Raw genomic sequence first — 19,752 nt, 5'->3', positions numbered from 1 at the left:
CAAAACAGCAAGAGAGCCCAGCTGAGAAAACAAGCGACACACCACCTCAGCCACTCACGATCGCACGAGCAGCGAACCCGATGTTCTCTTTTCGCTCGCGGAGTCGGCGGTAGAAGTAGGAGAGCCACTTCGAGCCGTAGGGGATGTACTGGTAGACCTCGCCCGCGGACTGGTCGACGAGTTCGAACTGGGCCTGCTCACGAACACCCATCAGCATCTGGATCTCGTAGGGCGTCTCGTACTGCTCGTAGAGTTCGCCAGCGTGGTCGATAATCGCGGGATCGTGGCTCCCGACAGCGATCCCGCCGTCGAACTCCCGGAACATGTATTCGAGTTCGTCGCGGTAGATCTGCGTGACTTTCTCCCGGTCGGTAAATGCGATACCCGCAGGCTCGTCGTAGGCACCCTTGACGAGTCGGACCTTACCGGGCAGGTGCGCGAGTCGCTGGAGATCGTCACCCGTCCGGACGAGGTTCGCCTGGACACAGACTCCCACGTTGCCGTCAGTCTCGCGAGCATATTTCTCGTAGACGTCGAGCGTCGCGTCCGTCGTCGTGTGATCTTCCATATCCAGCCAGACGAACGAGTCCGCTGCGTCGACGATCCGTTCGAAGTTACGCTCGAACAACTCCTCGCTGATATCGATCCCGAGCTGGCTCGGTTTCACGGAGATGCAGGCCTTGAGATTCCGAGCCGAAATCTCCTCGACCAGTTCGATGTACTCCTCTGTATCCGCCGCTGCGTCTTCGTAGGAGTCGTAGTGCTCGCCGAGCAGATTGAGGATGCCGCCGATACCCCTCCTGTTGAGGTCTTCGACGTGTCCGAGCGCCGAATCGACAGTCTCGCCGGCGACGAAGTTACTCGCGATTGGCGGGATCATACCGTCACGTTCGGTCTCCAGGTTGGTATACGTACCTCTCCCGGCACTGTCGAGGCAGCCCCATCGGCCGTCATACTGGCGTGTTGAGTGCCCCAGCGAACACCTGCCAGGCCAGTGCAGACCTCGCGACGAGGCTCAACACGATGTAGACCCACTCCCCGAAGAGGTACCGCTCCCACCGCCAGACCTCTTTGTACTGTAACGCCATGTCGATCGCGAACAGCTTGAAAAGTACTGCAATACTGACGAAGATCCCGATGACGAAATCCGGGGGCGAACTCTCACCGAACGTGTAGCTCCCAGCCAGCCCGATCCCGATAATTTTCCACTGGTCTGTCGACTGTGGTATTGATATGTCCGATTCTCGTTCTGTCACTCGGTGACGAGGCGGACGAGATCGGTTCCAGCCACCACCCAGTCGCTGCGGGAATAGCGGAAACCGACGAGATAGAACCCTCACCGGCAGACGCCGGCTCTGCTATGCCTGTCCGATCGCACGGCCAGCCATCTCCTCGATGTCGAGCATCCAGACCCGTGGATCCTCCTGGACGTTCGTGTTCGTGAGCAGCTGTGGTCGGTAGGCGTTGTCAGCCATCGCCTCGCGGGCAGTCTCCCAGTCGTCGGGCGTGATCCGCTCGAAGGCACCGTTGACGATGACACTGCGCCACCCGCCATCAGAGTCCACGTCGAACGTGAGAAAACTCGCCACCTCGGACTGTTCGGCGTAGCGCACCTTTCGGCCGTCCTCGGAGTGTCCTGCAAAGAGGGTATACAGCCTGTGGTCGCCGTCCTCGCTGTCGTAGCCGAACGACATCGGGATACCGTACGGTGTCCCGTCGGCCGCAAGCGAGAGGACACCGATCCCCCGCTCTCTGAGGAGTTGCTCGATCCCATCCGTATCCATCGCCCGTCCCTGAAGTGCGCTGAAATCCGCCGGTGAGTCGTCGGGTTCGGCCGTCATCGTCTGCCCCCAGACAGATCAGTACGGTCGACGCCACCGATGCCGTTTGCAGGTTGCAATCGCATACCGGGTTGTTGGCAGTGTAACACTTGAGCCAATCGGACATTTTCACGAAGTGGGAACGACGGGGTGAGAAACGAGACAGCCGAAACAATCAGAACAGCGATGTGATCGTCTCCGAGACTGCTCCGACAGCGGTCTCCCAGATCGAAAAGCCGGTAGTGACTGCGAGCAGCGTATCCGCAGCGAAAAAGGCGAAGATCAGGGCACCGGCGATGTGGGCCTTTCGGACGTCGAATTTGTGCGAGAACGTGTGGAAGAAGTAGGCGTTCGCGAGGCTCACGGGAATGATGACGAGCATCTCGCCGATCCAGATTCCCGGATGGGCACCGAAGCGGGCGGCCAGCGTGATCGTGATGAGTTGGGTTTTGTCACCGAACTCCCCGGCGGCCATCATCGCGAATATCGGGACGAACCCACCGAGCGCGTTCGGGACGTCCCGCCCGAACAGCGAGACGTCGAGATTGTCGGGCGCACCGAGTGTCCCGCCATCTGTCGCAGCCGGTTGCGCTCCCTGCTCGGGGATCGACCGCCACAGCAACACGGCAAACAGGGCGAACAGCACGGCTGTAAGCAAGTCGAGATATAGGCCGGGGATCGCAGTCTGGATCGCGTTGCCGAACAGAATCTCGACGGCCGTCCAGCCCGCGAATGCCGCCCCCGCCGCAGAGACGACCAACAGCGGATGGTACCGGGTCGAGAGACTCGCGATGATGAGCTGGACTTTCTCGCCCGGAAGCACCGCGAGCTGGGCACCAGCAGCGACGATAATGACGGTGAGTAGCTCAGTCATCGGTGCTCACCATTCGTGAAATCGAACGACTCACTACCAATATTTAGACACGTCTAATACCTAAATCCTTTGCTCTCGAAAACACGGTTTCTCATACCGGCCAAATAATTCTGTTCAGGTGTCGGCTCAGATCGAGATCCGGGCTGCACTGTCTGGGTTTCAGCGGGAGAAAACGGTAGGTAGTTTTAATCCCGCTCAGAATAGTCATATGACAAATGACGGCAACACAGAGCAATCTTGCGGGGCTGTCGCGGTACATTTTCCGGGCCCCACGGTGGTATGCCAGTCTCTCGCTCGCGCTCGTGTTCGCCGGCATCACAGGGATCGTCGCCTTCGACTCGGCGTACCCGCTCGACGACGCCTGGCGGGGGGTATTCTTCATCGGTCTCCCGACACTCGTTGCGAGTATCCTGACTGCACCACTCGACAACGCGCTCGGGGGGCGGATGACGAGCCACACCGCGTCGCTGCTCGCACTCGTCAGTGAGCTGGTGTTGATCGTCGTCTTGCTGACGGCTGGACTGCTGTCATTCCTGCTCGGATACACCCAGGAGTTCGTCCTCGATACGCTCATCGTCGGGTTAGCGGCCATCTTCGCCCTACGACTGTTCGTGATCCTGGCGATCTCCCAGCGCAAACTGCGGTCGATGATCCCCGCGAGCATCCAGACCGTCGCGGCGGCGATACTGCTCTTTATTTACAGCGGGACGCTGACCTACCTCCAGGTCGGCGGCCCGTTTCTGGAGGTGTTTTTCGCCCGGCCAGATCACACGGCACTGCAACTCCAGGACAGTATCTACCCGTTCGATTTCGTTCTGCTCGGCGTTATCTGTGCCATCCACGCGGCCGCAGTCATCGGCTTCGTCCGGATCATCGACTGGCCCTGGCAGTCGAGTCTCGGCGTCTCGGTGCTCGATTTCATCCAGGGCTTTCTCGGCCACCTGGCGGGATACTCACGAGGACTCGAAGAGTTCTTCGTCGATATCGGCGAGGAAGCGGTCGTCCCCGTCACAGTGCTCTCCATCCGCCGGTCGAACGGCGAGGAGAAAGCCCGCTTCGTCCTCCCGATGATCCACCCCGGTCCGATGGGTGATATCGGTGGTGGCAACCTTCCAGTCCGGCTGGCGGAGACTGCCGACGGACTCAGTTTCGCACCGCATGCGACCGCTGGCCACGATTTCAATCTGGTCACCGAGCGGGAGGTCGGGACGATCTGCGAGACCGTCGAGGATGCCGTCGACAGCATCGAATACACCGACACCGCCACGAACGGCCTCCGGGTTACCGAGGGCGAGGCGACGCTCACCGGCCACGCGATCGGCGACGGCGCCGTCCTCGTCAACACCTTCTCGCCGGGCTGTGCCGACGATGTCGAGTTCTCGGTCGGACTCACAGCCGCTTCGAAAGCCCAGTCGAGCGGTCTCGACGATGTAATAGTTGTCGACGCACACAACTGCAACGACGGCCTCGGTGGCGGCGATATCGGCCACATCGTCCCGGGAAGCAAGCGATCGTTCGATATGATCGGTGCAGCCGAGACGGCCGGCGAGTTGCTCGTCGATCAGGACCAGAAGCAACTCCACGTCGGGACAGCCTGGGACGAAACAGTCTGGGAATCGGAAGACGGTATCGGCCCGCTCGGAATCCGTGTCGCGGTGTTCGAGGTCGACGACGACCGAACTGCGTACATCCTCTTCGACGGCAACAATATGGAGCCGGGACTTCGCGAGGACATTCTCGACACACTCGACTCGGTGGACAGAGCAGAGGTGATGACCAGCGATACACACATCGTCAACACCGTCGAGGCCGAAAACCAGATCGGTGACGGAATCCCCGACGGCGAGTTGATCGGACTGGTGCAGTCGCTGGTCGCCGAAGCGATCGCAGATCTCGAACCGGTCGAGGCAGGGATGGCGACCGAGCGTGCCGAAGTGACGGTGTTCGGAAACGACCGGACGGAGACACTCGCGAGCACCGCGAACGCGATGGTCCCGATGGCGACGGGGCTGGCCGCAGTCTTTCTGTTCGCCGTGTTCTCCGTCTCTGCACTCCTCTTTCTCATCGCGGAGAACGTCCCTGCCTGATAGTGTTTGTTGCGGTAATTTTCGTGACCACGGTACAAATATCGGTGTTTTAGGCCGTGTAACCGGTGTCTTGTTCCACCACGGCGTCGACGGCCGGTGGCCGTCTGCCTGGGAGACTGTGTGTCTCCCTCTGGTAAAGACTCGCAACAAACACTATGAAACTCAGTAGTCACCGAGAACGCCGAGTCGGCGCGCCCGCCGTGTGGCGGTCTGGAAGACCAGATAGCCACCGACGAGATAGCCGATAGCGACTGCAACGAGTAGTCCCAGGTCGAGCGGGTCGAACTCCCACAGCCGTGTCCCGTCGACCATCGCACGCTGGAGCAGTGCGCTGCCGTGTGCCAGTGGCAGCAGTCTGGTCCAGGGGGCGTCGAACACCGGCGCCGAGATGAGGACGATGAACCCGAACTGGAGGAGATTGAGCCAGTTGCCGATGCGTTTGTAGAGTACCGTGATCCCGCCGGCCGCAAAGCCCAGTCCGAGCACGGAAGTAATCGACAGCCCCGCGATCGTGACGATCGTGAGCAGTTCGAGCTGGAGGGTCGTGCCGGTGATGAGAATCATCGCAGCCAGGACGATCGCCGAGGTAAGAAAGGTCCGGACGATCTTGGCGACGCCTTTCAGCAGGGCGACCGGTGCGAACCCGAAGGGTGTCGTGATGTGTCGTTCGAGCGTTCCCCACTGCACTTCGCTGCCGATATCGTTCGAGACGGAGGAGTAGGCACCGACAGACAGCGTCCACAGGAAGTAGCCGACGATGATCCCCTCGATCGAATCGGTCAGCGCCTGCCCGGCGACCATCCGGCCGCCGTAAAACAGCACGCCGAAGAAAAAAAGCGAGACGACGATGCCGCCGATGGCGTTGGCTGGATACCGGACGAAGATCAGGAATTCACGGTACAGCACCGCCCGCGCGAGATGGTAGTACGTCGCCGGACGGGGGTCGTCGAGTTGCTCGCTGGCGTCCGTCTGATTGCTCACTGTGACCACCCCTCGCCGGCGCCACCGAGTCCGGACTGCTTCCCTGTGAGCCCGACGAACACGTCTTCCAAGTCGGGCTCGATGGTTCGCATCCCATCGATCGTGACGCCAGCCTCGCGGAGGCGGTCCACGAGCAGGTACAGATCGTCACCGCTGGCCCTAACTTCGATACGGCGGCGGCCGTCGACCGCTTCGACGGCGAGCAGTTTGAACTCCCGTTCGAGCGCGCGCACGACGCCGTCGTCGATATCGGCGCTGGTGATCTGGACGGCGTTGCGGTCGGCACTGCGAAGCAGTGCTTCGACGGTATCGTCGGCGACGACCCGGCCATCGGACATCACGATGACGCGGTCACAGACGTCCTCGATGACGCGCATGTTGTGGCTACTGACGAAGATCGTAAGCCCCTCCTCGCGGGCCAGTCGTTTCAGTTCCTCGCGGAGGGTCCGGGAGCTTTCGACATCCAGCCCCAGCGTCGGCTCGTCGAGGAAGACGAGTTTCGCACCCCCGGCGAGGACACTCGCCAGCGAGACTTTCTGTTTCATCCCACGGGAGAGATTGCGCACGGCGGTATCGGCGTACTCCGTGAGTTCGAGTCGGTCGAGCAGTCGATCGTGACGCGCCGTCACCGAGTCGGGATCGATCCCGCTGATCGTCGCGAAATAGCGCAGATTTTCCCGGACGGTGAGTCGCCAGTAGTCGTTTCGAGCACCTTCGAGCATCGCGTCGACGTCGGCGTAGGCACCGCGGCGGCCGTCGCGCACGTCGGTGCCGAACACCTGTACGGTTCCCTCGTCGGGGAGGACCATCCCGAGGATCGATTTGATCAGTGTCGTCTTGCCGGCCCCGTTCGGGCCGAGCAGGCCGACGACAGAGCCCTGTTCGATCGTGAAGCTCACGTCGTCGACTGCGACGACTGCATCCTCCCCGCTGCCAAAGCGCTTGGAGACACCGTCGACAACGAGTGCTGGTTCGCTTGTGACCTCGGCAGTTGTCGAAGCCGAAACAGCTGTCGTGTCGCCGTTCTCGGAGAGCCGAAAAGAAGCGTCGTCCGTCGACTGTTCGGTTGGGTCCTGGCCAGTCGACGTAGTATCGTTCATTACACTCGGGTAGGGTCTCGATGGAAATAAGCACCACCCACGGGGCTGTACTGTCCGAGAACGCGGGAATCGCTGCTCTCGACAGGCGGGTTGCCCGTCCAGTCGACGGGAGTTTGTCCATCCAGATCCTCGATTCGACAATGAGTCACGACCGAATCCACGCCCGTGAACCGGCACACCATATCGAGCGGTGGTCAGTCGGCACCATCGAGTCGGTAGAGGAACGCGACGGCCACTGTGTGGTGACTGTGACGGACGAGCACGGTGGGTCGGTGGAGCTGGTCGTCACGGTCGCGATCCGCGATCTCTTTGTGAGCCGGCTGGACATCGAGGAGGGAGAATCACCTGTCGGAGAGCAGGTCTGGTATCGAAAACACGGCGGGAAATAACAGATCACTCCTCTATCTCGTCGTCGCGCGCTGTCTCGAACGCGTCCCAGTCGTCGATAGAATCGATATCGGCGACAGTCAGCGCCTCGTCAGAAAAGAGGCTCTTTCGCATATTCTGGAGTATCTGTGGTGACTCCGGTTCCTCGATATCCAGCATTCGGTTGATGTGTCCGATTGCGGAGTAGTATCCAAAGACCGTGATCGTGACCTGAAACAGTGCCACCCCCAGGAGGCCGATAATTTCAATCATGCCGTTCCACCTCGGTGGTGTCCCCAATCTGTTGTCTGTACTTTCTGGCTGTTTCCTGAATGAGTGCCGGGTATCCGCACTCACCACCGTGTTTCGCGAGGTAGCGGACGTGCCCTTTCCCAGCGACGAAGCCGGCTGCGAACAACAACGGACTCGGCAAAATCAACGCCAGGAGCATCCATAACTCGACCATCTCGGTGGGACCGAAGCGATTACCAGATATATATTTTTTCCCCGAAGTATCCTGCACGATAGCGGGGCTGACGGTGCCGACGATTCGAGACCTTCAAGTGGTGGAGACGCCACTGCATTCGTATGAAAGACCAGGGACGTTCGCTTCGAAAACGGACAGGCGGTCGACTCCGACCGAAACGCGACAAACGAAAACACGAACTCGGCTCCGAACCGACCGAGACGCAGGTCGGCGAGACCAAACTCAAGACGGTCAACGGACGCGGGACCGAGACGAAGGTCCGGGCGATCAAGACCGACGCCGCCACAGTCGCCACCGACGACGGAACAGTCGCGGCCGAGATCCTCGACGTCGTCGAGAACCCGGCAGACCCGAACTACGCCCGCCGAAACATCATCACTCGCGGTGCAGTCATCGAGACGAGTGAAGGCGAGGCACGCGTGACCTCCCGGCCGGGACAGGACGGCCAGGTCAACGCCGTGCTGGTCGAATAAGACGGCTGTTGTAATCGAATACGGTTACGGGCGCGGTGCCGATTTCTGCAGCGCGCTCTCCGCGATGTTCGTCCCGTAGTCAGCAGTCCGGGACAGGGAGTCGATGACCAGCCCGAGCATCTGTGCAACCTGGGGCTCGAACTCGTAGATCTCTTTGTCGACGTTGCGGACGAGTTCGTCGACCACTCCGATGTGTTCACGCGCCTGGTTGGCCAGTTCGACTGCCTCCTCCGAGTCCGCTGCCAGCAGCGCGTCCATCGCTGTTTCTGGCACCGTCGCGGCTTCCGCGTGTAACTCACGGATCGAGTCCGCAGCGTCGTCGGGGATCGCACCGATCTCCAGTGACAGCGTCGCGATTTTCGTCGCGTGGTCGGCAATCCGCTCCAGTTGGCGTGCGCTCGACTGGTAATCGAAACAGGTCTCCCGGGAAAAGCCGATCTCGTTTGCCGCCGTCGGATTCCGGAGCACCGTCCGGAACACCCGAGAAGTCATGTACCACAGCCGGTCGACATCGTCGTCACGCTCCATCACGTCGTGTGCGAGCTGGTCGTCGTCCGTCACCAGCGCCTCGACTGCGTCTTCGAGCATGGTGAGCGAGACCAGCCGCATCCGCGTGATCGCGTTCTCGATCGAGAGCTCGGAGGAGTCGAGCAGATCCTGTAACACCATCTTGGTTGGCATCTCCTCGATTACCTCCAGCCCGACCAGCCCCTGTGTCGCATCCCGGATCGTCCGCCGTTGTTTTGCGGTCATCTGGTCGGTCTCCAGCGAGATCACGTCGAAGCCGCTGACGTACATCGTCATGACGGCCCGCGTGAGCTCCTCCTCGTCGGTGATGTCGGAGACATCGAGTGTCCCGCGTGTGTGTTCGTCGTCGGACGTCGGCGTCAGCAACAGCAGATCGTCTTCGGAGTAGAACTCGACCTCGGTCCCCGAACTGACGTCGTTCGCTGTTGCCCAGTCTTTCGGCAACGAAACCGTATACGTCGATCCGCCCGTGACCTGCACCTTGCGCGTTTCCATACTATGCTATCCAACCCCGAGATATATTAATCCAACGGGAACTATATAGTTTTCTTATATTTACATATTAGTCGTCAGTCGCTGGACGCCGGTCCAGCGTCGGCAGTCTCTGCAGGTTCGTCGTGTTCGACTGCTTCGACCAGTAGCTCTGCGACGTCGACGATCTCGATGTCGTCCTCGAAGCCGCCAGTCTTCCGGCCGTCCTCGTACATCGTCATACACATCGGACAGGCGACGACGAACTTCTCGACGTCGCTGCCTGCCGGGGTCTCTTCGAGTGCTTCCGCGATCCGTTGCTCGCTGGGTTTGGGATCCTCGTCGAAATCCATCCAGAGTCCGCCACCACCGCCACCACAGCAAAAGGAATCCGCGCGGTTTCGGGGCATCTCCTGGAGATCGCAGCCACTCGCGCGGATGAGTCGCCGGGGAGCCTCGTACTCGTCGTTGTACCGGCCGAGGTGGCACGGATCGTGATAGGTGACGGTATACTCCAGTTCTGTCCCGTCGAGTCCGAGCCGTTCGTCGACGACGAGTTCTTCGACGGCCTGGGTCCAGTGCAGCACGTCGATCTCCCCGTCGGCGTTCCACTCCTCGTCGTAGTCGAAGGGCATCATCGGATCGTCGGCGAACTCCTCGAAGTCGAGTTCCGGGTACTCGTTTTCGAACGTGTTGTAGGAGTGTGGATCTGTGCAGACGATCTTCTCGAACTCGCAGTCCTCGAAGGTTTCGACGTGGTGGCCAGCGAGTTCGAGATAGAGGAACTCCTCGCCGATCCGGCGAATGTCGTTACCATCGTACTTCTCGTCGTCGAAGAGGATGCCGAAGCTCACGTCGGCCGCATCGAACAGCTTCGCCAGCGAGCGAGCGACCGTCTTGTTCCGGTCGTCGTAGCTCGGGTAATCACCGACGTACCAGAGATACTCGACTTCCTCCTCGCGGGCGTCTGTAATGTCGAAGTCGAGTTCGTCGGCCCAGTCGGCACGGTTGCGCTGGGGTTCGCCGAAGGTGTTGCCCTGTTGCATCACGTCCTGGAAGACGTCCTGGACGTTGCTGTCGACGTCACCCTGGTCGACGAGCTGGCGGTTCATCTTCGTGAAGCTCTTGAGGTGTTCGATTTCGACCGGGCAGGCATCCATGCAGGCCATGCAGGACATACACGACTCCATCTTTGCGGCGTCGATGACGGACGTTCCACCGTCGGCGACGATATCGACCGGTTCGTCGCCGTTGGCCCCCATCTCCTCGCGATACGTTTTGAGATCCAGAATGACGTTTTTCGGATCGAGCGGCCGGCCGGAGGCCTTGGCTGGACAGACCGCCGAGCAGCGCCCGCATTTCGTACAGGCGTCCTGATCGAGGCGGTCCTTCCAGGTGAAATCGTCCATCGACTCGGCGTTGGTCGCGTCCAGATCGGCGGGGACGTTCGGGAGGCGTTTGCCAGCCTGTTCGTCACGGGCGACGACGTTGGCAAAGGAGGAGAGCATGTGGAACGGTTTCGCGTAGGGAATCCAGGCGATGAAGGCAAGCGAGAGCAGCGAGTGTGACCACCAGATCCCCCAGTGGACCGAGCCCGCGACACCGCCAGCGTTGGAGACTCCGACGGCAGCGAAGACGGCCTCGAAGCCAAGCGCCGTCGCCCAGCCGACGAAGCTCACGACCTCGAACGGTGGGTAGCCGTTGACGAGAATCCGAATGCCTTCGAGGAGGAAGCCACCGACGCCGAGGAAAAACAGCGTCCAGACGAACAGGTGGTCTTCGAGCGAGGTGTGTCGGCTGAACAGCCGGTCGTTGCGGACCCAGTAGCGCCGGTAGATTGCCATCCCGATGCCGACGACGAACAGCAGTCCCAGTGCGTCGACGGCAAACTGGTAGGCGACGTAGAAGTCACCCTGCCAGAAGGAACTCCCGACGAAGCGCTCGTAGATATAGAGATCGACGGCGAGGATCGACGTCGCAATAAATAGCGTCAGAAACCCCCAGACGATAAACGAGTGCATCACGCCGGCGTAGATGTCCCGGTCGAACTGCTTCTCGTTCGAGAAGGCGATCCGGGTGGCTCGGCGAACCCTCACTCCGAAGTCGTCGAGACGTGGAAACTCGTCGTCGGGGCCGTCGGTGTAACTCTGCAGCCGCCGGTAGAGCCCGAAAACAAACAGAAGTACCGCGATAACGGCCAGAAAGTAAAAAGCCGAGACCTCCAGCGGATGGCTCAGTGGCTCGTACACTTCCCGTGTGGGTGTGTCTGACTGTAGCAGAGCCTGCATAGTCTAACGGATTGTGCAAGTATGCTTAAATCCTTCCGTCACTGATAACGAGAAACCCACCTTTCGAGATACAGCGTAAACTAAAAGAAGTATTAAGTAAACAGAGTAGATGTGATACCAGGGCTTTCGTTTCAGGTGGTCAGGGTGTTATAGAACGATTCACAAGGTGGTTGTTTTCATCGGAGAACTGGCTGAATGCGCTGGTACGTTGACGGACGAACTGATCGCTTGGAACCATCGTTTGGATCTATCGACCGTCAAACGTGACCCTACAATTTATAACTGGATATAACGTTCTATTACTCATGCCGATTAACATCGATCAATTCGACGACCAACCGGATGACGCTCTCGATATCGAGGCGGGATCACAACCTCACGTTGTCCTCGTGTTTCTCGCAGACCATGATGACCAAGCATTCACACAAACCGAGATTCACGAGGAGACAGAGATCCCTCGGGGAAGCGTTGGAGTCGTTTTGTCACGGTTAGAACAGCGGGGCCTTGTCCGCCATCGAGGTCGGTACTGGGCGATTGCCGAAGATGATCGCCTCGCCTCGTATGCTGCCCAACAGGGCGCGAGTTCAGCGTCGACAACTGACGACTATTACGGTCACGACGACGAATGACGGAACGGCATTACTCCCGTGGAGCCGTTGTGAAGGGACCAGATCTCCTTGGCCCTCACGAACACAGACCATACGTTTGCCTGAGCACAGACTCGCCGCCATTCCGTGATGAGGAAGCAGTCTACACGGCAGTGACGACGACCCGGCGCTCGGTCGCAGTACCACTCACTGACACCGATTTCGTAAGCAGATCACTCCGAAAAAAAGTTACGTCAACCCGTGGATTCTCGTCACGATCAAACACGCCGATATCGATGGAATAGAAGGACAACTACTGGAAGATACTGTTGACACAATTGCGGAGGAGGCAGCCGACTACATCGGGGCACTTGATTGACGAACAATTCCGATCACTACCCCTCCTGTACTGAGCGATTCAGGAGGCCAAAAAGTGGGTGTCTGAACTATTCTATGACACCTTGTTCAGGTGGTAGCTATGATCTCGGCTCCCGTTGCGTGCACTGGGAACGAATCCGACGGACGAGAGACTTTTGTCCGTCGGGTATCGAGAGACAGATGGTGGCGATGACGAGGCGTTACCCCCGCTCAGCCCCTTGTGATGAGAGCTATTTTACCGAGCCACCATTCTAAAACGGCGCGTCAGGAGACTGTGTCTCGTCTGTACTCTCCGTTGTTTGCCGCCTATCAGCAGTTTCTGTCGGCCCCTCCCAGCCCGTGAGGCCACATTCGAGGCTCTCGACCGTGCCGTCGAATCCTTCGAAGGAGGTGATCAGGCGTGCAGCACGTACGCTCGCCTGGCCGTGTGGACAGACCGTGACGACGTGGTCGGCGTCGCTGACGCGGTCAACCTGCTGGGGAAGCTGACCGAGTGGGATGTTGATGCTGCCTTCGATCCGTTCGCGCTCGAACTGCTGTGGGTTCCGGATATCCACGATCAACGGCTCGTCTTCGTCTTCGAGTTCGTCTTCGAGGTCCGGGCCGGAGATTTCGCCGTCCATTAGTGTTCTATGCGGTCTTTTGAAATATACGCCTGACGGTCAAGAGTTACACGAGTAGGTACGAGCAGATTGGGGGAGAGCATCCACTGGAGACACGAACTACAGAATCCACACCGGACGAAACGGTTACACAGCATCATATACAACGTATGAGCACCACAATTCGCGTCTCCGACGAAACAAAATCTAGGTTGCGTGTCCGTAAACAGGACGGGGAGAGCTGGGACGACTTTCTGAACCGTCTCGCACGGCAGGAACGTGACGTCGACGAACTCGGAGGATTCGCTGAGGATACTATCGTAGGGGAGATGGCTATCACTCGCGAGAACTCCCGGAACGACTGGAACGACCGAACCAAGTCATGATCTGTCTCGATACCAGCGATCACGATACCAGATTCCGGGATCTATCACGGCAGGAGTATATACATAGATCAAATACATGATGCTGTGACAACGGGTCAGGCCGCACCGAGCGACGAGGCAACAACACCCCCGACTGGTGCTCGCCGGCGGGTGGCGGTCGTCGTCGCGGTGGTCTTCATCGACCTCCTCGGCTTCGGAATTATCATCCCAATTTTGCCCTTCTACGTTCGTTCCTTCGGTGTCAGCGACATCTTCATCGGGCTGCTGGCCGCCTCGTACTCGCTGGCCCAGTTTACCGCCGCACCTGTCCTCGGCCGGATCTCCGACCAGCGCGGTCGCCGCCCGATAATCATGCTCTCCGTCGGCGTCTCTGGGGTCGCCTGGATCGTCTTCGGCATCGCCGCAGAGATCGCCACAGTCGCCGGCACGACAGTCGGTCTCGTCGTCCTCTTCGGAGCCAGATTGATCGCGGGTGCAGCCGGCGGAAACATCGCCGCGGCACAGGCCTACATCGCCGACGTGACGCCACCTGAGCGCCGTGTCGGTGCGCTGGGGCTGATCGGCGCTGCCTTCGGGCTGGGGTTCGTCTTCGGTCCCGCAGTCGGTGGATTGCTGGCGAGCGAGACTGTTGTCTCGACAGCGAGCAGCCTCTTTCCCGACTTCGTCCCCATCACTCCGTTCTCACTGCCGAGTTTCGGGGCCGCGACGCTCTCGTTTCTCGCACTTGCTGGGGCGGCGGTCGTACTCGAAGAACCGGAGCGAAAGCGGGTCAAAGGGAGACGGACGACATTCGTCGACCAGTTCCAGAGTGCACTTGCTGACGTGAACCTCCGGCCGCTCGTCGTCGCATTCTTCCTGACCTCCGTCTCGTTTTCGGCAGTCACGGTGATGTTCGTCCCCTTCGTCGCTGATTTCTTCGGGTACGACGCGACGGAGGCGGCCCTCTTTCTCGCATACATCGGCACACTCGGAATCTTCAATCAGGGGTTTTTGATCGGGCGACTCTCGAGCCGGTTCGGGGTGCGATCTGTCGTCAGAGCAGGCGTCGCCTCGCTGTTTTGTTCGCTACTCATGCTCGCAATCGCGCCACTGGCCGGAACCACCGCACTGACAGCGAGTGCACCGCCCTGGTTCAGCGGCGGCTTTCTCGTTCTCCTCGGATTCGGTGCGCTGGCCTCGTTCGGAAACGGCTCACTCTCTGTCGGGCTCGCGTCGCTCGTCTCGGAGTCGGCCTCCGAGCAGAGCCAGGGGTCGGCGTTTGGAGTGACACAGGGGGCTGGCAGTCTCGGACGGACCGTCGGGCCGCCACTCGGTGCCGCCGCCTACGTCGTCGTCTACTGGTCGCCGTTCGTCGGCGGCGCGCTGTTGCTCGTCCCAGTCGCGGTTCTCCTCCGGAGTCGGGCGTGAGCGCCTACCGAAGTTCGTCGAGTCGACTCCCGAGCGTCGCCTTCATCGCGGAGATATCCCCGCCGATCCGGAGGATCTGATACCCCGAATCAATCGCGTCCTGGGCCTCGGAAACGCTGTTTCGGATCCGACCGATCGGCATATCGGCGTCGAGACAGGCCTGCAGCGTTTTGTCGATCGCAGCCGAGAGTTCGTCGGGACTCTTTTTCGACGGATCGCCGCCCGATAGCGACATCTCCATGTCGGCCGGGCCGACGAAAGCGAAGCCGAGGTTGGGGACCGACAGAATCTCGTCGAGGTTCTCGACCGCCCGCTGGTTTTCGATCATCGTCCCGACGAGAATCTCGTCGTCTTCGTTTTGCACGTAGCTGTCGACGTAGCCGGCCCACTCGCCGGCGCGGCCGACGCCGACCCCCCTGTCGCCGACCTCGCCGTCGTAGCCGAAGTAGGCCGCTTCGACCCCCTGCTGGAGTTGCTCTGCGGTCTCGATCCGGGGGAGCAGGATCGTCCTGACGCCTGCATCGAGGACCTTCCGGACGAGTGGTGGCTCCGGTTTGGGGAGACGGACGAGCAGTTCGATATCGGCGACCTCGGCGGCGCGTGTCAGCTCCTCGAACACAGTGGCATCGTACGGGCTCGGTCCGGAGTGTTCGAAATCCAGCCAGACGTAATCGAACCCCCGGTAGCCGAGCGTCTCGATGACCGTCGGCGAGAACGTCGCCGCGGCCGCCCCGAAGACAGTCTCGCCGTTTTCGATCGCGCGCTTGAGCCCGTTCTCGGTTCTCATCGTGACCGCCCCCTTTCGATATCGTCGGCATTGACAGCCGATTCTGGTATCCCGCCCTCGTAGACAGTTCGGATGTTGTCGGCCGCGTTCCGGCTCATCCGTTCGAGTGCCTGATCAGTCGTCCCGCCGACGTGTGGCGACAGGAGGAGTTCGTCACGGGCGTACAGCGGGTGATCCTCACCCGGCGGCTCCTCCGCGAAGGTATCGAGACCTGCCCCGGCCAGTTGGTCTTCTTCGAGCGTCTCGATGAGTGCAGCCTCCTCGACGATCGCACCCCGCGAGGTGTTGATCAGGACACCCTCCTCGCCGAGTGCCTCCAGTTCAGCAGTCGAAACCATGTGGCGCGTCTCGTCGTTCAGCGGGACGTGGATACTCACGGCGTCCGACCGGTCGAACAGCTCCGGGACAGTCTCGATCGGCTCGACGAAATCCGGGAAGGCATCGTCGGACTGGAAGGGGTCGTACGCGAGGACATCCATCTCGATACCGTCACCGAGGGAGGCGACGATCTGTGCGATATCGCCAAAGCCGAGCAGTCCGAGGGTATCGCCCTGGATCTCGTGGCCCGTCAGCGTCGACCGCTCCCAGTTCCCGGCGCGGACGTGGCGGTCCGTCATGTGGAGTTTCCGGTGTACACCGAAGAGGAGTGCAATGGCGTGTTCTGCGACCGACTGTGCGTTTGCGCCGGGCGTGTTACAGACGACGATATCCCGCGCGGATGCTGCCTCGATATCGACGTTATCGAGTCCAGTCCCGTGTTTGGCGATTACCTGGAGTCGGTCTGCGCGTTCGAGCAGCGCTGCATCGAGTTCGGCCGTTCTGACGACAACCGCCTCGTAGCTCCCGATATCGTCGAGTGCCGCGCTGTAACTACTGTACTCGCCCATGCTGGTACACTGTGCAAAATCAGCTATCGATTCGGGCCCGGACGGATCGATCTGTATCGGAAGGAGAACCTCCCACTGGTCTGTCATAGTCTATTGTTCACGTGAGGTGACCAAAAATGTACGCAACTGGGAGGCTGGCTGCAAGCCACCCCCGGGACTGTGTCTGATCCGGAGCAATCGTCACCGGTCGATCAGGCGATGGAGGAGGCCACCCGGCAGCCCGGACCGGATCAGACGGTCGAAAATCGGGGTCGGGAGCACCGCCGCGAGTCGGGGCAGCCAGCGCGCCCGAGCGCTGACCCGGTACCGCGCTCGGGGACTGTCTGCATCGAGAGCGTCGAGCACTGTGTCGACCACGGCCTCGGTGTCTGTCGCTTCCGGTGTGTAGGAGTCGAACTCGCGGTACTGATCGGCGTACGCGCTGTCGTCGATTCGCTCGAGTGCCGCGGCCGCGCGCTCGTTGAAGCCAGTCCGGACCGGGCCCGGTTCGACCAGCGAGACCGAGACGCCACAGGGATCGACCTCCCGCCGCAACGAGTCGAGGTAGCCAGCGAGACCTGCTTTCGCAGTGTTATAGGCGCCGTGGTACGGGAGTGGAACGCTGCCGGCCATCGAACCGACCACGACGACCCGTCCCTGTCGTTCCCGGAGCGTCGGAAGTACCGCGTGAATCGGGGTATGGACAGCGAGGAGATTCGCCTCCAGATGTGCACGCAGTGAGTCCGGCGGGCAGTCCTCGATCGCAGCGAGTTCGTACCAGCCGACGGCGGAGACGAGTGCGTCGACCGCGACACCATCGAGGAGCTGTCGGACTGCCCGCTCGTCGGTGAGATCGATCTGGTGAGTCTCGACACCGGCCGGGAGAGCAGAGAGTCCGTCGCTATCGCGGTCCAGCACGGTCACCTCGTGGTCGGGGGCCAACTGGCGTGCGATCTGGCTGCCAATCGTGCCAGCGCCGCCAGTGAGCAGCACGTGCATACAGCCACGTCGGCGACCGCAGTCTTAGTTCTTGGCGGGCGGGCGACAAAGTTTATCTACGAAGCTTTCATACCAGTGCCCAGAGCCGAACCGTCCAAATCTATGGAAGATATCGAAGAGAGCGTCTCCGGGTTCAAGCACCGTGGAACGTGGATCCAAACGGTCGAACACGGAGAGCGCATCACGCGAGCACTGGAGGAACTGGCTGGGGAAAATGAACTCGACGAAGACGCACTTGCCGAGTTCGACGAGTGGCGGCCGAAATCACACGAACGTCTCGGCGAGGATGTAAACGAGAAGACAGCAGAGCAGGCGAGCGTCGAGAAAGGGAAAGGCGAAAAAGAAGGGAAAAATCCGGACGAGGATCTCCAGACCGCGGGTGAGAAACTCGCGGAATCCTACGACAATCTCGACGAGCCAAACGAGGCTGTCGACAAGTGGGGGGAGAGCATCGATTACGTCGCCCGCGCGGCCGACTCCGCCGGCCGAAAGGCGGTCCGGAAAGTGGAAGATACGGTCTACCGGAACGTGATGACACGGATGTCGCCCTACTACTTCGACAACGATCTCATCAGTGCGAACATCCAGCGCGTCAGCCGGGGCGACAGCCCCGAGTACGTCTTCGAGGTCAACGTCAACGACGACGATCTGAAGATCCGGGTCTCGAACAAACTCGCCGACTACGAGTCGGAGGTCGACCGCTGGCACGTCAACGCCGAAAAGGAGACGGATGTAGTCGAGGCCGTCGAGGGTGTCGATCCACCCGAAAACGGTGACGACCCCAACGAGAAAACGACGTAGTCGGTTAGTTCTCCCAGATCAGCGTTATCGTCGCCTCGTCCGTTTCCCGGGTTTCGTAGCTGTAGCCGTGGTCGTCCAGTTCGGGTAGAGATGCTGTGACGCGCGGTCGTTGAGCTGAACGAGCACACCTTCGTCCATCTCGGCGAGGCGTTCGAGTGTCTCCGATAGCGGCCTGGGTGGGCCGAGATTCCTGACATCGAGCTGTTCGATCGGTTCGTCGACCGGTGCGTCTATCTCCTCGATGAACTGTTGGGCATCTACCGACATACCACACAGTCGGGGTCTGTGCTACTGGAACATATCGCCGAACATCTCCGTCATTGGGTCTGGGAGTGTGTTTCGATGGTTCAGTGACGGGCGGTCAGAACAGCAAGAAAGCCCCCGAGGCGCTGGAAAATCACATCGGGCGGGACTGATAGTGAGTAGTGCGGTGATTTTCAGGACGGCAGCGAAAACGAGGCTGTTTCGGCCCTGATAGACCGGTTCTATCGGAACCCGGCGGGACAGACTCGCAAGAATCAGTATAAAAGGGGTCGGGCGTTCTTGCTGGTCGTGCTCACGTCGAAAGACAGATTCTCGGAAAGCCACGAGTTCAGGCCAGAAGTTATTTTTTCGGGAACTCGGCCACAAACCGGTTCGAGCCAGATCCCCTGTACGAGGTGCTCTCCGCCCGTGGCTTCGATCACGAGACGGCAGTGACGAGGACGACAGTGGGGACCTCTTCGACGACCCCGACGAGTTCGTCCCCGGGAACAATCCGACGCCCGGCCAGTTTCTCGACGGCCACGCGGTACTCACCGGCCCGGACCACCCCGACTTCCACCAGACGACCAGGGAGGTGTTCGAGGAGCGTGGTGTCTACGACATGACCTTCGGCTACAACCTGGCGAAGCTGAACCGTGATACGCGCCACCCAGAGGCCGGCTTCCGGTACGCAGTCGAAGACGGGACGGCAAACGCAGAGCGAGCATCCGTCCTGCGTGCGGAGTTTACACCGACGAGGGCCTTCTGCCCGCAGAGTGATACGCTCACCAAAGGCTCCTTTCGCGCCTGGAACGGACTGGATGAGCGCCACGAGTACGATCTCGTCCGTGTCGACGGGATGCACCAGCGAAGCGAGGAGATCAACGAGGAACTCACAGAACTCGAAGCGGCCTACCAGGAGACTGGCTCGGTCGCCTCGATGGGTGAGGGACGGCAGGCACGCTCGGCCGGTGGAGATTCACCCGACGCACCGTTCTAACTGGTGTTTCGAGCCTCGACTCGTGAGTTTGTTCCTTCAGCAACGGGCAGATAGTGTTAAATATTGACAAAGATGGCATGCAAGACTTAGAGCATGAGGGCACCGTAGAAAGGGGTGTTCCGCCGGGAACACCCCGCCCCAATCACCAGTGAATATTACACCGGAAGCGAGCCGTCACCACAGAAGATCTAGCTGACAGCGACAAACAGAATTGTCTGCCC

Annotated in this window: 22 protein-coding genes and 2 pseudogenes; 9 read left to right on the top strand and 15 right to left on the bottom strand. The window is 60.4% G+C overall.

What is annotated here, in order from left to right; translation table 11 throughout:
• Positions 1-46: 46 nt before the first annotated feature.
• The 4 genes from EOW68_RS09985 to EOW68_RS09970 form a co-directional block, all read right to left on the bottom strand.
• Positions 47-880, bottom strand: a complete 834-nt coding sequence (locus EOW68_RS09985; protein WP_128225014.1) for a proline dehydrogenase family protein — start codon at positions 878-880, stop codon at positions 47-49.
• A gap of 70 nt (positions 881-950) precedes the next feature.
• Entirely contained in the window at positions 951-1,256 is a 306-nt protein-coding gene (heR, locus tag EOW68_RS09980) for a heliorhodopsin HeR (protein ID WP_128225013.1), read from the bottom strand.
• 102 nt (positions 1,257-1,358) lie between these two features.
• The gene (locus EOW68_RS09975) at positions 1,359-1,841 is read right to left on the bottom strand and encodes a pyridoxamine 5'-phosphate oxidase family protein (protein ID WP_431358852.1); all 483 of its coding nucleotides are present in this window, start codon (positions 1,839-1,841) and stop codon (positions 1,359-1,361) included.
• 154 nt (positions 1,842-1,995) lie between these two features.
• Positions 1,996-2,694, bottom strand: coding sequence for a TMEM165/GDT1 family protein (locus EOW68_RS09970; protein ID WP_128225012.1), 699 nt, complete (start codon positions 2,692-2,694; stop codon positions 1,996-1,998).
• 215 nt (positions 2,695-2,909) lie between these two features.
• Between EOW68_RS09970 and EOW68_RS09965 the strand changes: the two genes are divergently transcribed.
• Positions 2,910-4,781, top strand: coding sequence for a DUF2070 family protein (locus tag EOW68_RS09965; RefSeq protein WP_128225011.1), 1,872 nt, complete (start codon positions 2,910-2,912; stop codon positions 4,779-4,781).
• A 162-nt stretch (positions 4,782-4,943) separates the two neighbouring features.
• On the opposite strand, the gene EOW68_RS09960 is transcribed toward EOW68_RS09965, so the two are convergent.
• Complete coding sequence (locus EOW68_RS09960) at positions 4,944-5,762, bottom strand: ABC transporter permease (protein WP_128225010.1); 819 nt, start codon at positions 5,760-5,762, stop codon at positions 4,944-4,946.
• Positions 5,759-6,862, bottom strand: coding sequence for an ABC transporter ATP-binding protein (locus tag EOW68_RS09955; protein WP_128225009.1), 1,104 nt, complete (start codon positions 6,860-6,862; stop codon positions 5,759-5,761). The genes EOW68_RS09960 and EOW68_RS09955 overlap by 4 nt, the downstream gene beginning before the upstream one ends.
• A gap of 140 nt (positions 6,863-7,002) precedes the next feature.
• On the opposite strand from EOW68_RS09955, the gene EOW68_RS09950 reads away from it, so the two are divergent.
• Positions 7,003-7,251 carry a DUF7861 family protein gene (locus EOW68_RS09950; RefSeq protein WP_128225135.1) on the top strand — a complete coding sequence of 83 codons (249 nt, stop codon included), beginning with the start codon at positions 7,003-7,005 and terminating at the stop codon, positions 7,249-7,251.
• 4 nt (positions 7,252-7,255) lie between these two features.
• Here EOW68_RS09950 and EOW68_RS09945 read toward each other — a convergent pair whose 3' ends face one another.
• Positions 7,256-7,501, bottom strand: a complete 246-nt coding sequence (locus tag EOW68_RS09945) for a hypothetical protein (RefSeq protein WP_128225008.1) — start codon at positions 7,499-7,501, stop codon at positions 7,256-7,258.
• Complete coding sequence (locus tag EOW68_RS09940) at positions 7,494-7,694, bottom strand: hypothetical protein (protein WP_128225007.1); 201 nt, start codon at positions 7,692-7,694, stop codon at positions 7,494-7,496. The genes EOW68_RS09945 and EOW68_RS09940 overlap by 8 nt, the downstream gene beginning before the upstream one ends.
• A 122-nt stretch (positions 7,695-7,816) precedes the next feature.
• Between EOW68_RS09940 and EOW68_RS09935 the strand changes: the two genes are divergently transcribed.
• Positions 7,817-8,188 (top strand): 30S ribosomal protein S8e, encoded by a 372-nt coding sequence (locus EOW68_RS09935; RefSeq protein ID WP_128225006.1) that lies wholly within the window; start codon positions 7,817-7,819, stop codon positions 8,186-8,188.
• A 24-nt stretch (positions 8,189-8,212) separates the two neighbouring features.
• Here EOW68_RS09935 and EOW68_RS09930 read toward each other — a convergent pair whose 3' ends face one another.
• Complete coding sequence (locus EOW68_RS09930) at positions 8,213-9,211, bottom strand: PhoU domain-containing protein (RefSeq protein WP_128225005.1); 999 nt, start codon at positions 9,209-9,211, stop codon at positions 8,213-8,215.
• Between the two features lie 74 nt (positions 9,212-9,285).
• On the bottom strand, positions 9,286-11,475 hold the full coding sequence (locus EOW68_RS09925; protein WP_128225004.1) for a (Fe-S)-binding protein: 2,190 nt from the start codon (positions 11,473-11,475) through the stop codon (positions 9,286-9,288).
• A 305-nt stretch (positions 11,476-11,780) separates the two neighbouring features.
• On the opposite strand from EOW68_RS09925, the gene EOW68_RS09920 reads away from it, so the two are divergent.
• Together EOW68_RS09920 and EOW68_RS09915 are read left to right on the top strand one after the other, a co-directional pair.
• Positions 11,781-12,104: a helix-turn-helix transcriptional regulator gene (locus EOW68_RS09920; protein ID WP_128225003.1), complete on the top strand. Its 324-nt coding sequence runs from the start codon at positions 11,781-11,783 to the stop codon at positions 12,102-12,104.
• Positions 12,101-12,441: pseudogene (locus EOW68_RS09915) on the top strand (hypothetical protein). Before EOW68_RS09920 ends, EOW68_RS09915 begins: the two are co-directional and overlap by 4 nt.
• Before the next feature lie 250 nt (positions 12,442-12,691).
• Here the strand turns inward: EOW68_RS09915 and EOW68_RS09910 are convergent.
• Complete coding sequence (locus EOW68_RS09910) at positions 12,692-13,063, bottom strand: rhodanese-like domain-containing protein (RefSeq protein WP_128225002.1); 372 nt, start codon at positions 13,061-13,063, stop codon at positions 12,692-12,694.
• 149 nt (positions 13,064-13,212) lie between these two features.
• On the opposite strand from EOW68_RS09910, the gene EOW68_RS09905 reads away from it, so the two are divergent.
• Complete coding sequence (locus tag EOW68_RS09905) at positions 13,213-13,428, top strand: DUF7557 family protein (protein WP_128225001.1); 216 nt, start codon at positions 13,213-13,215, stop codon at positions 13,426-13,428.
• 84 nt (positions 13,429-13,512) lie between these two features.
• The gene (locus EOW68_RS09900; protein WP_128225000.1) at positions 13,513-14,835 is read left to right on the top strand and encodes an MFS transporter; all 1,323 of its coding nucleotides are present in this window, start codon (positions 13,513-13,515) and stop codon (positions 14,833-14,835) included.
• 4 nt (positions 14,836-14,839) lie between these two features.
• Here the strand turns inward: EOW68_RS09900 and EOW68_RS09895 are convergent, their stop codons facing one another.
• From EOW68_RS09895 to EOW68_RS09885, 3 genes are all read right to left on the bottom strand, one after another.
• Positions 14,840-15,622 carry an HpcH/HpaI aldolase family protein gene (locus EOW68_RS09895; RefSeq protein ID WP_128224999.1) on the bottom strand — a complete coding sequence of 261 codons (783 nt, stop codon included), beginning with the start codon at positions 15,620-15,622 and terminating at the stop codon, positions 14,840-14,842.
• Positions 15,619-16,596 carry a hydroxyacid dehydrogenase gene (locus EOW68_RS09890; RefSeq protein WP_128224998.1) on the bottom strand — a complete coding sequence of 326 codons (978 nt, stop codon included), beginning with the start codon at positions 16,594-16,596 and terminating at the stop codon, positions 15,619-15,621. Before EOW68_RS09890 ends, EOW68_RS09895 begins: the two co-directional genes overlap by 4 nt.
• 93 nt (positions 16,597-16,689) lie before the next feature.
• On the bottom strand, positions 16,690-17,487 hold the full coding sequence (locus EOW68_RS09885) for an SDR family NAD(P)-dependent oxidoreductase (protein WP_128224997.1): 798 nt from the start codon (positions 17,485-17,487) through the stop codon (positions 16,690-16,692).
• Between the two features lie 102 nt (positions 17,488-17,589).
• Between EOW68_RS09885 and EOW68_RS09880 the strand changes: the two genes are divergently transcribed.
• Positions 17,590-18,288 carry a DUF5828 family protein gene (locus EOW68_RS09880; protein WP_128224996.1) on the top strand — a complete coding sequence of 233 codons (699 nt, stop codon included), beginning with the start codon at positions 17,590-17,592 and terminating at the stop codon, positions 18,286-18,288.
• Between the two features lie 24 nt (positions 18,289-18,312).
• Here EOW68_RS09880 and EOW68_RS09875 read toward each other — a convergent pair whose 3' ends face one another.
• Positions 18,313-18,555: a hypothetical protein gene (locus tag EOW68_RS09875; protein WP_431358851.1), complete on the bottom strand. Its 243-nt coding sequence runs from the start codon at positions 18,553-18,555 to the stop codon at positions 18,313-18,315.
• A 400-nt stretch (positions 18,556-18,955) separates the two neighbouring features.
• Here EOW68_RS09875 and EOW68_RS09870 point away from each other — a divergent pair.
• Positions 18,956-19,531: pseudogene (locus tag EOW68_RS09870) on the top strand (DUF7998 family protein); the annotation flags it as partial.
• Positions 19,532-19,752 lie beyond the last annotated feature (221 nt).

It is taken from the genome of Halovenus amylolytica (assembly GCA_004015825.1).
GTDB lineage: Archaea > Halobacteriota > Halobacteria > Halobacteriales > Haloarculaceae > Halovenus > Halovenus amylolytica.
This window is presented reverse-complemented; position numbering and strand designations above follow the sequence as displayed.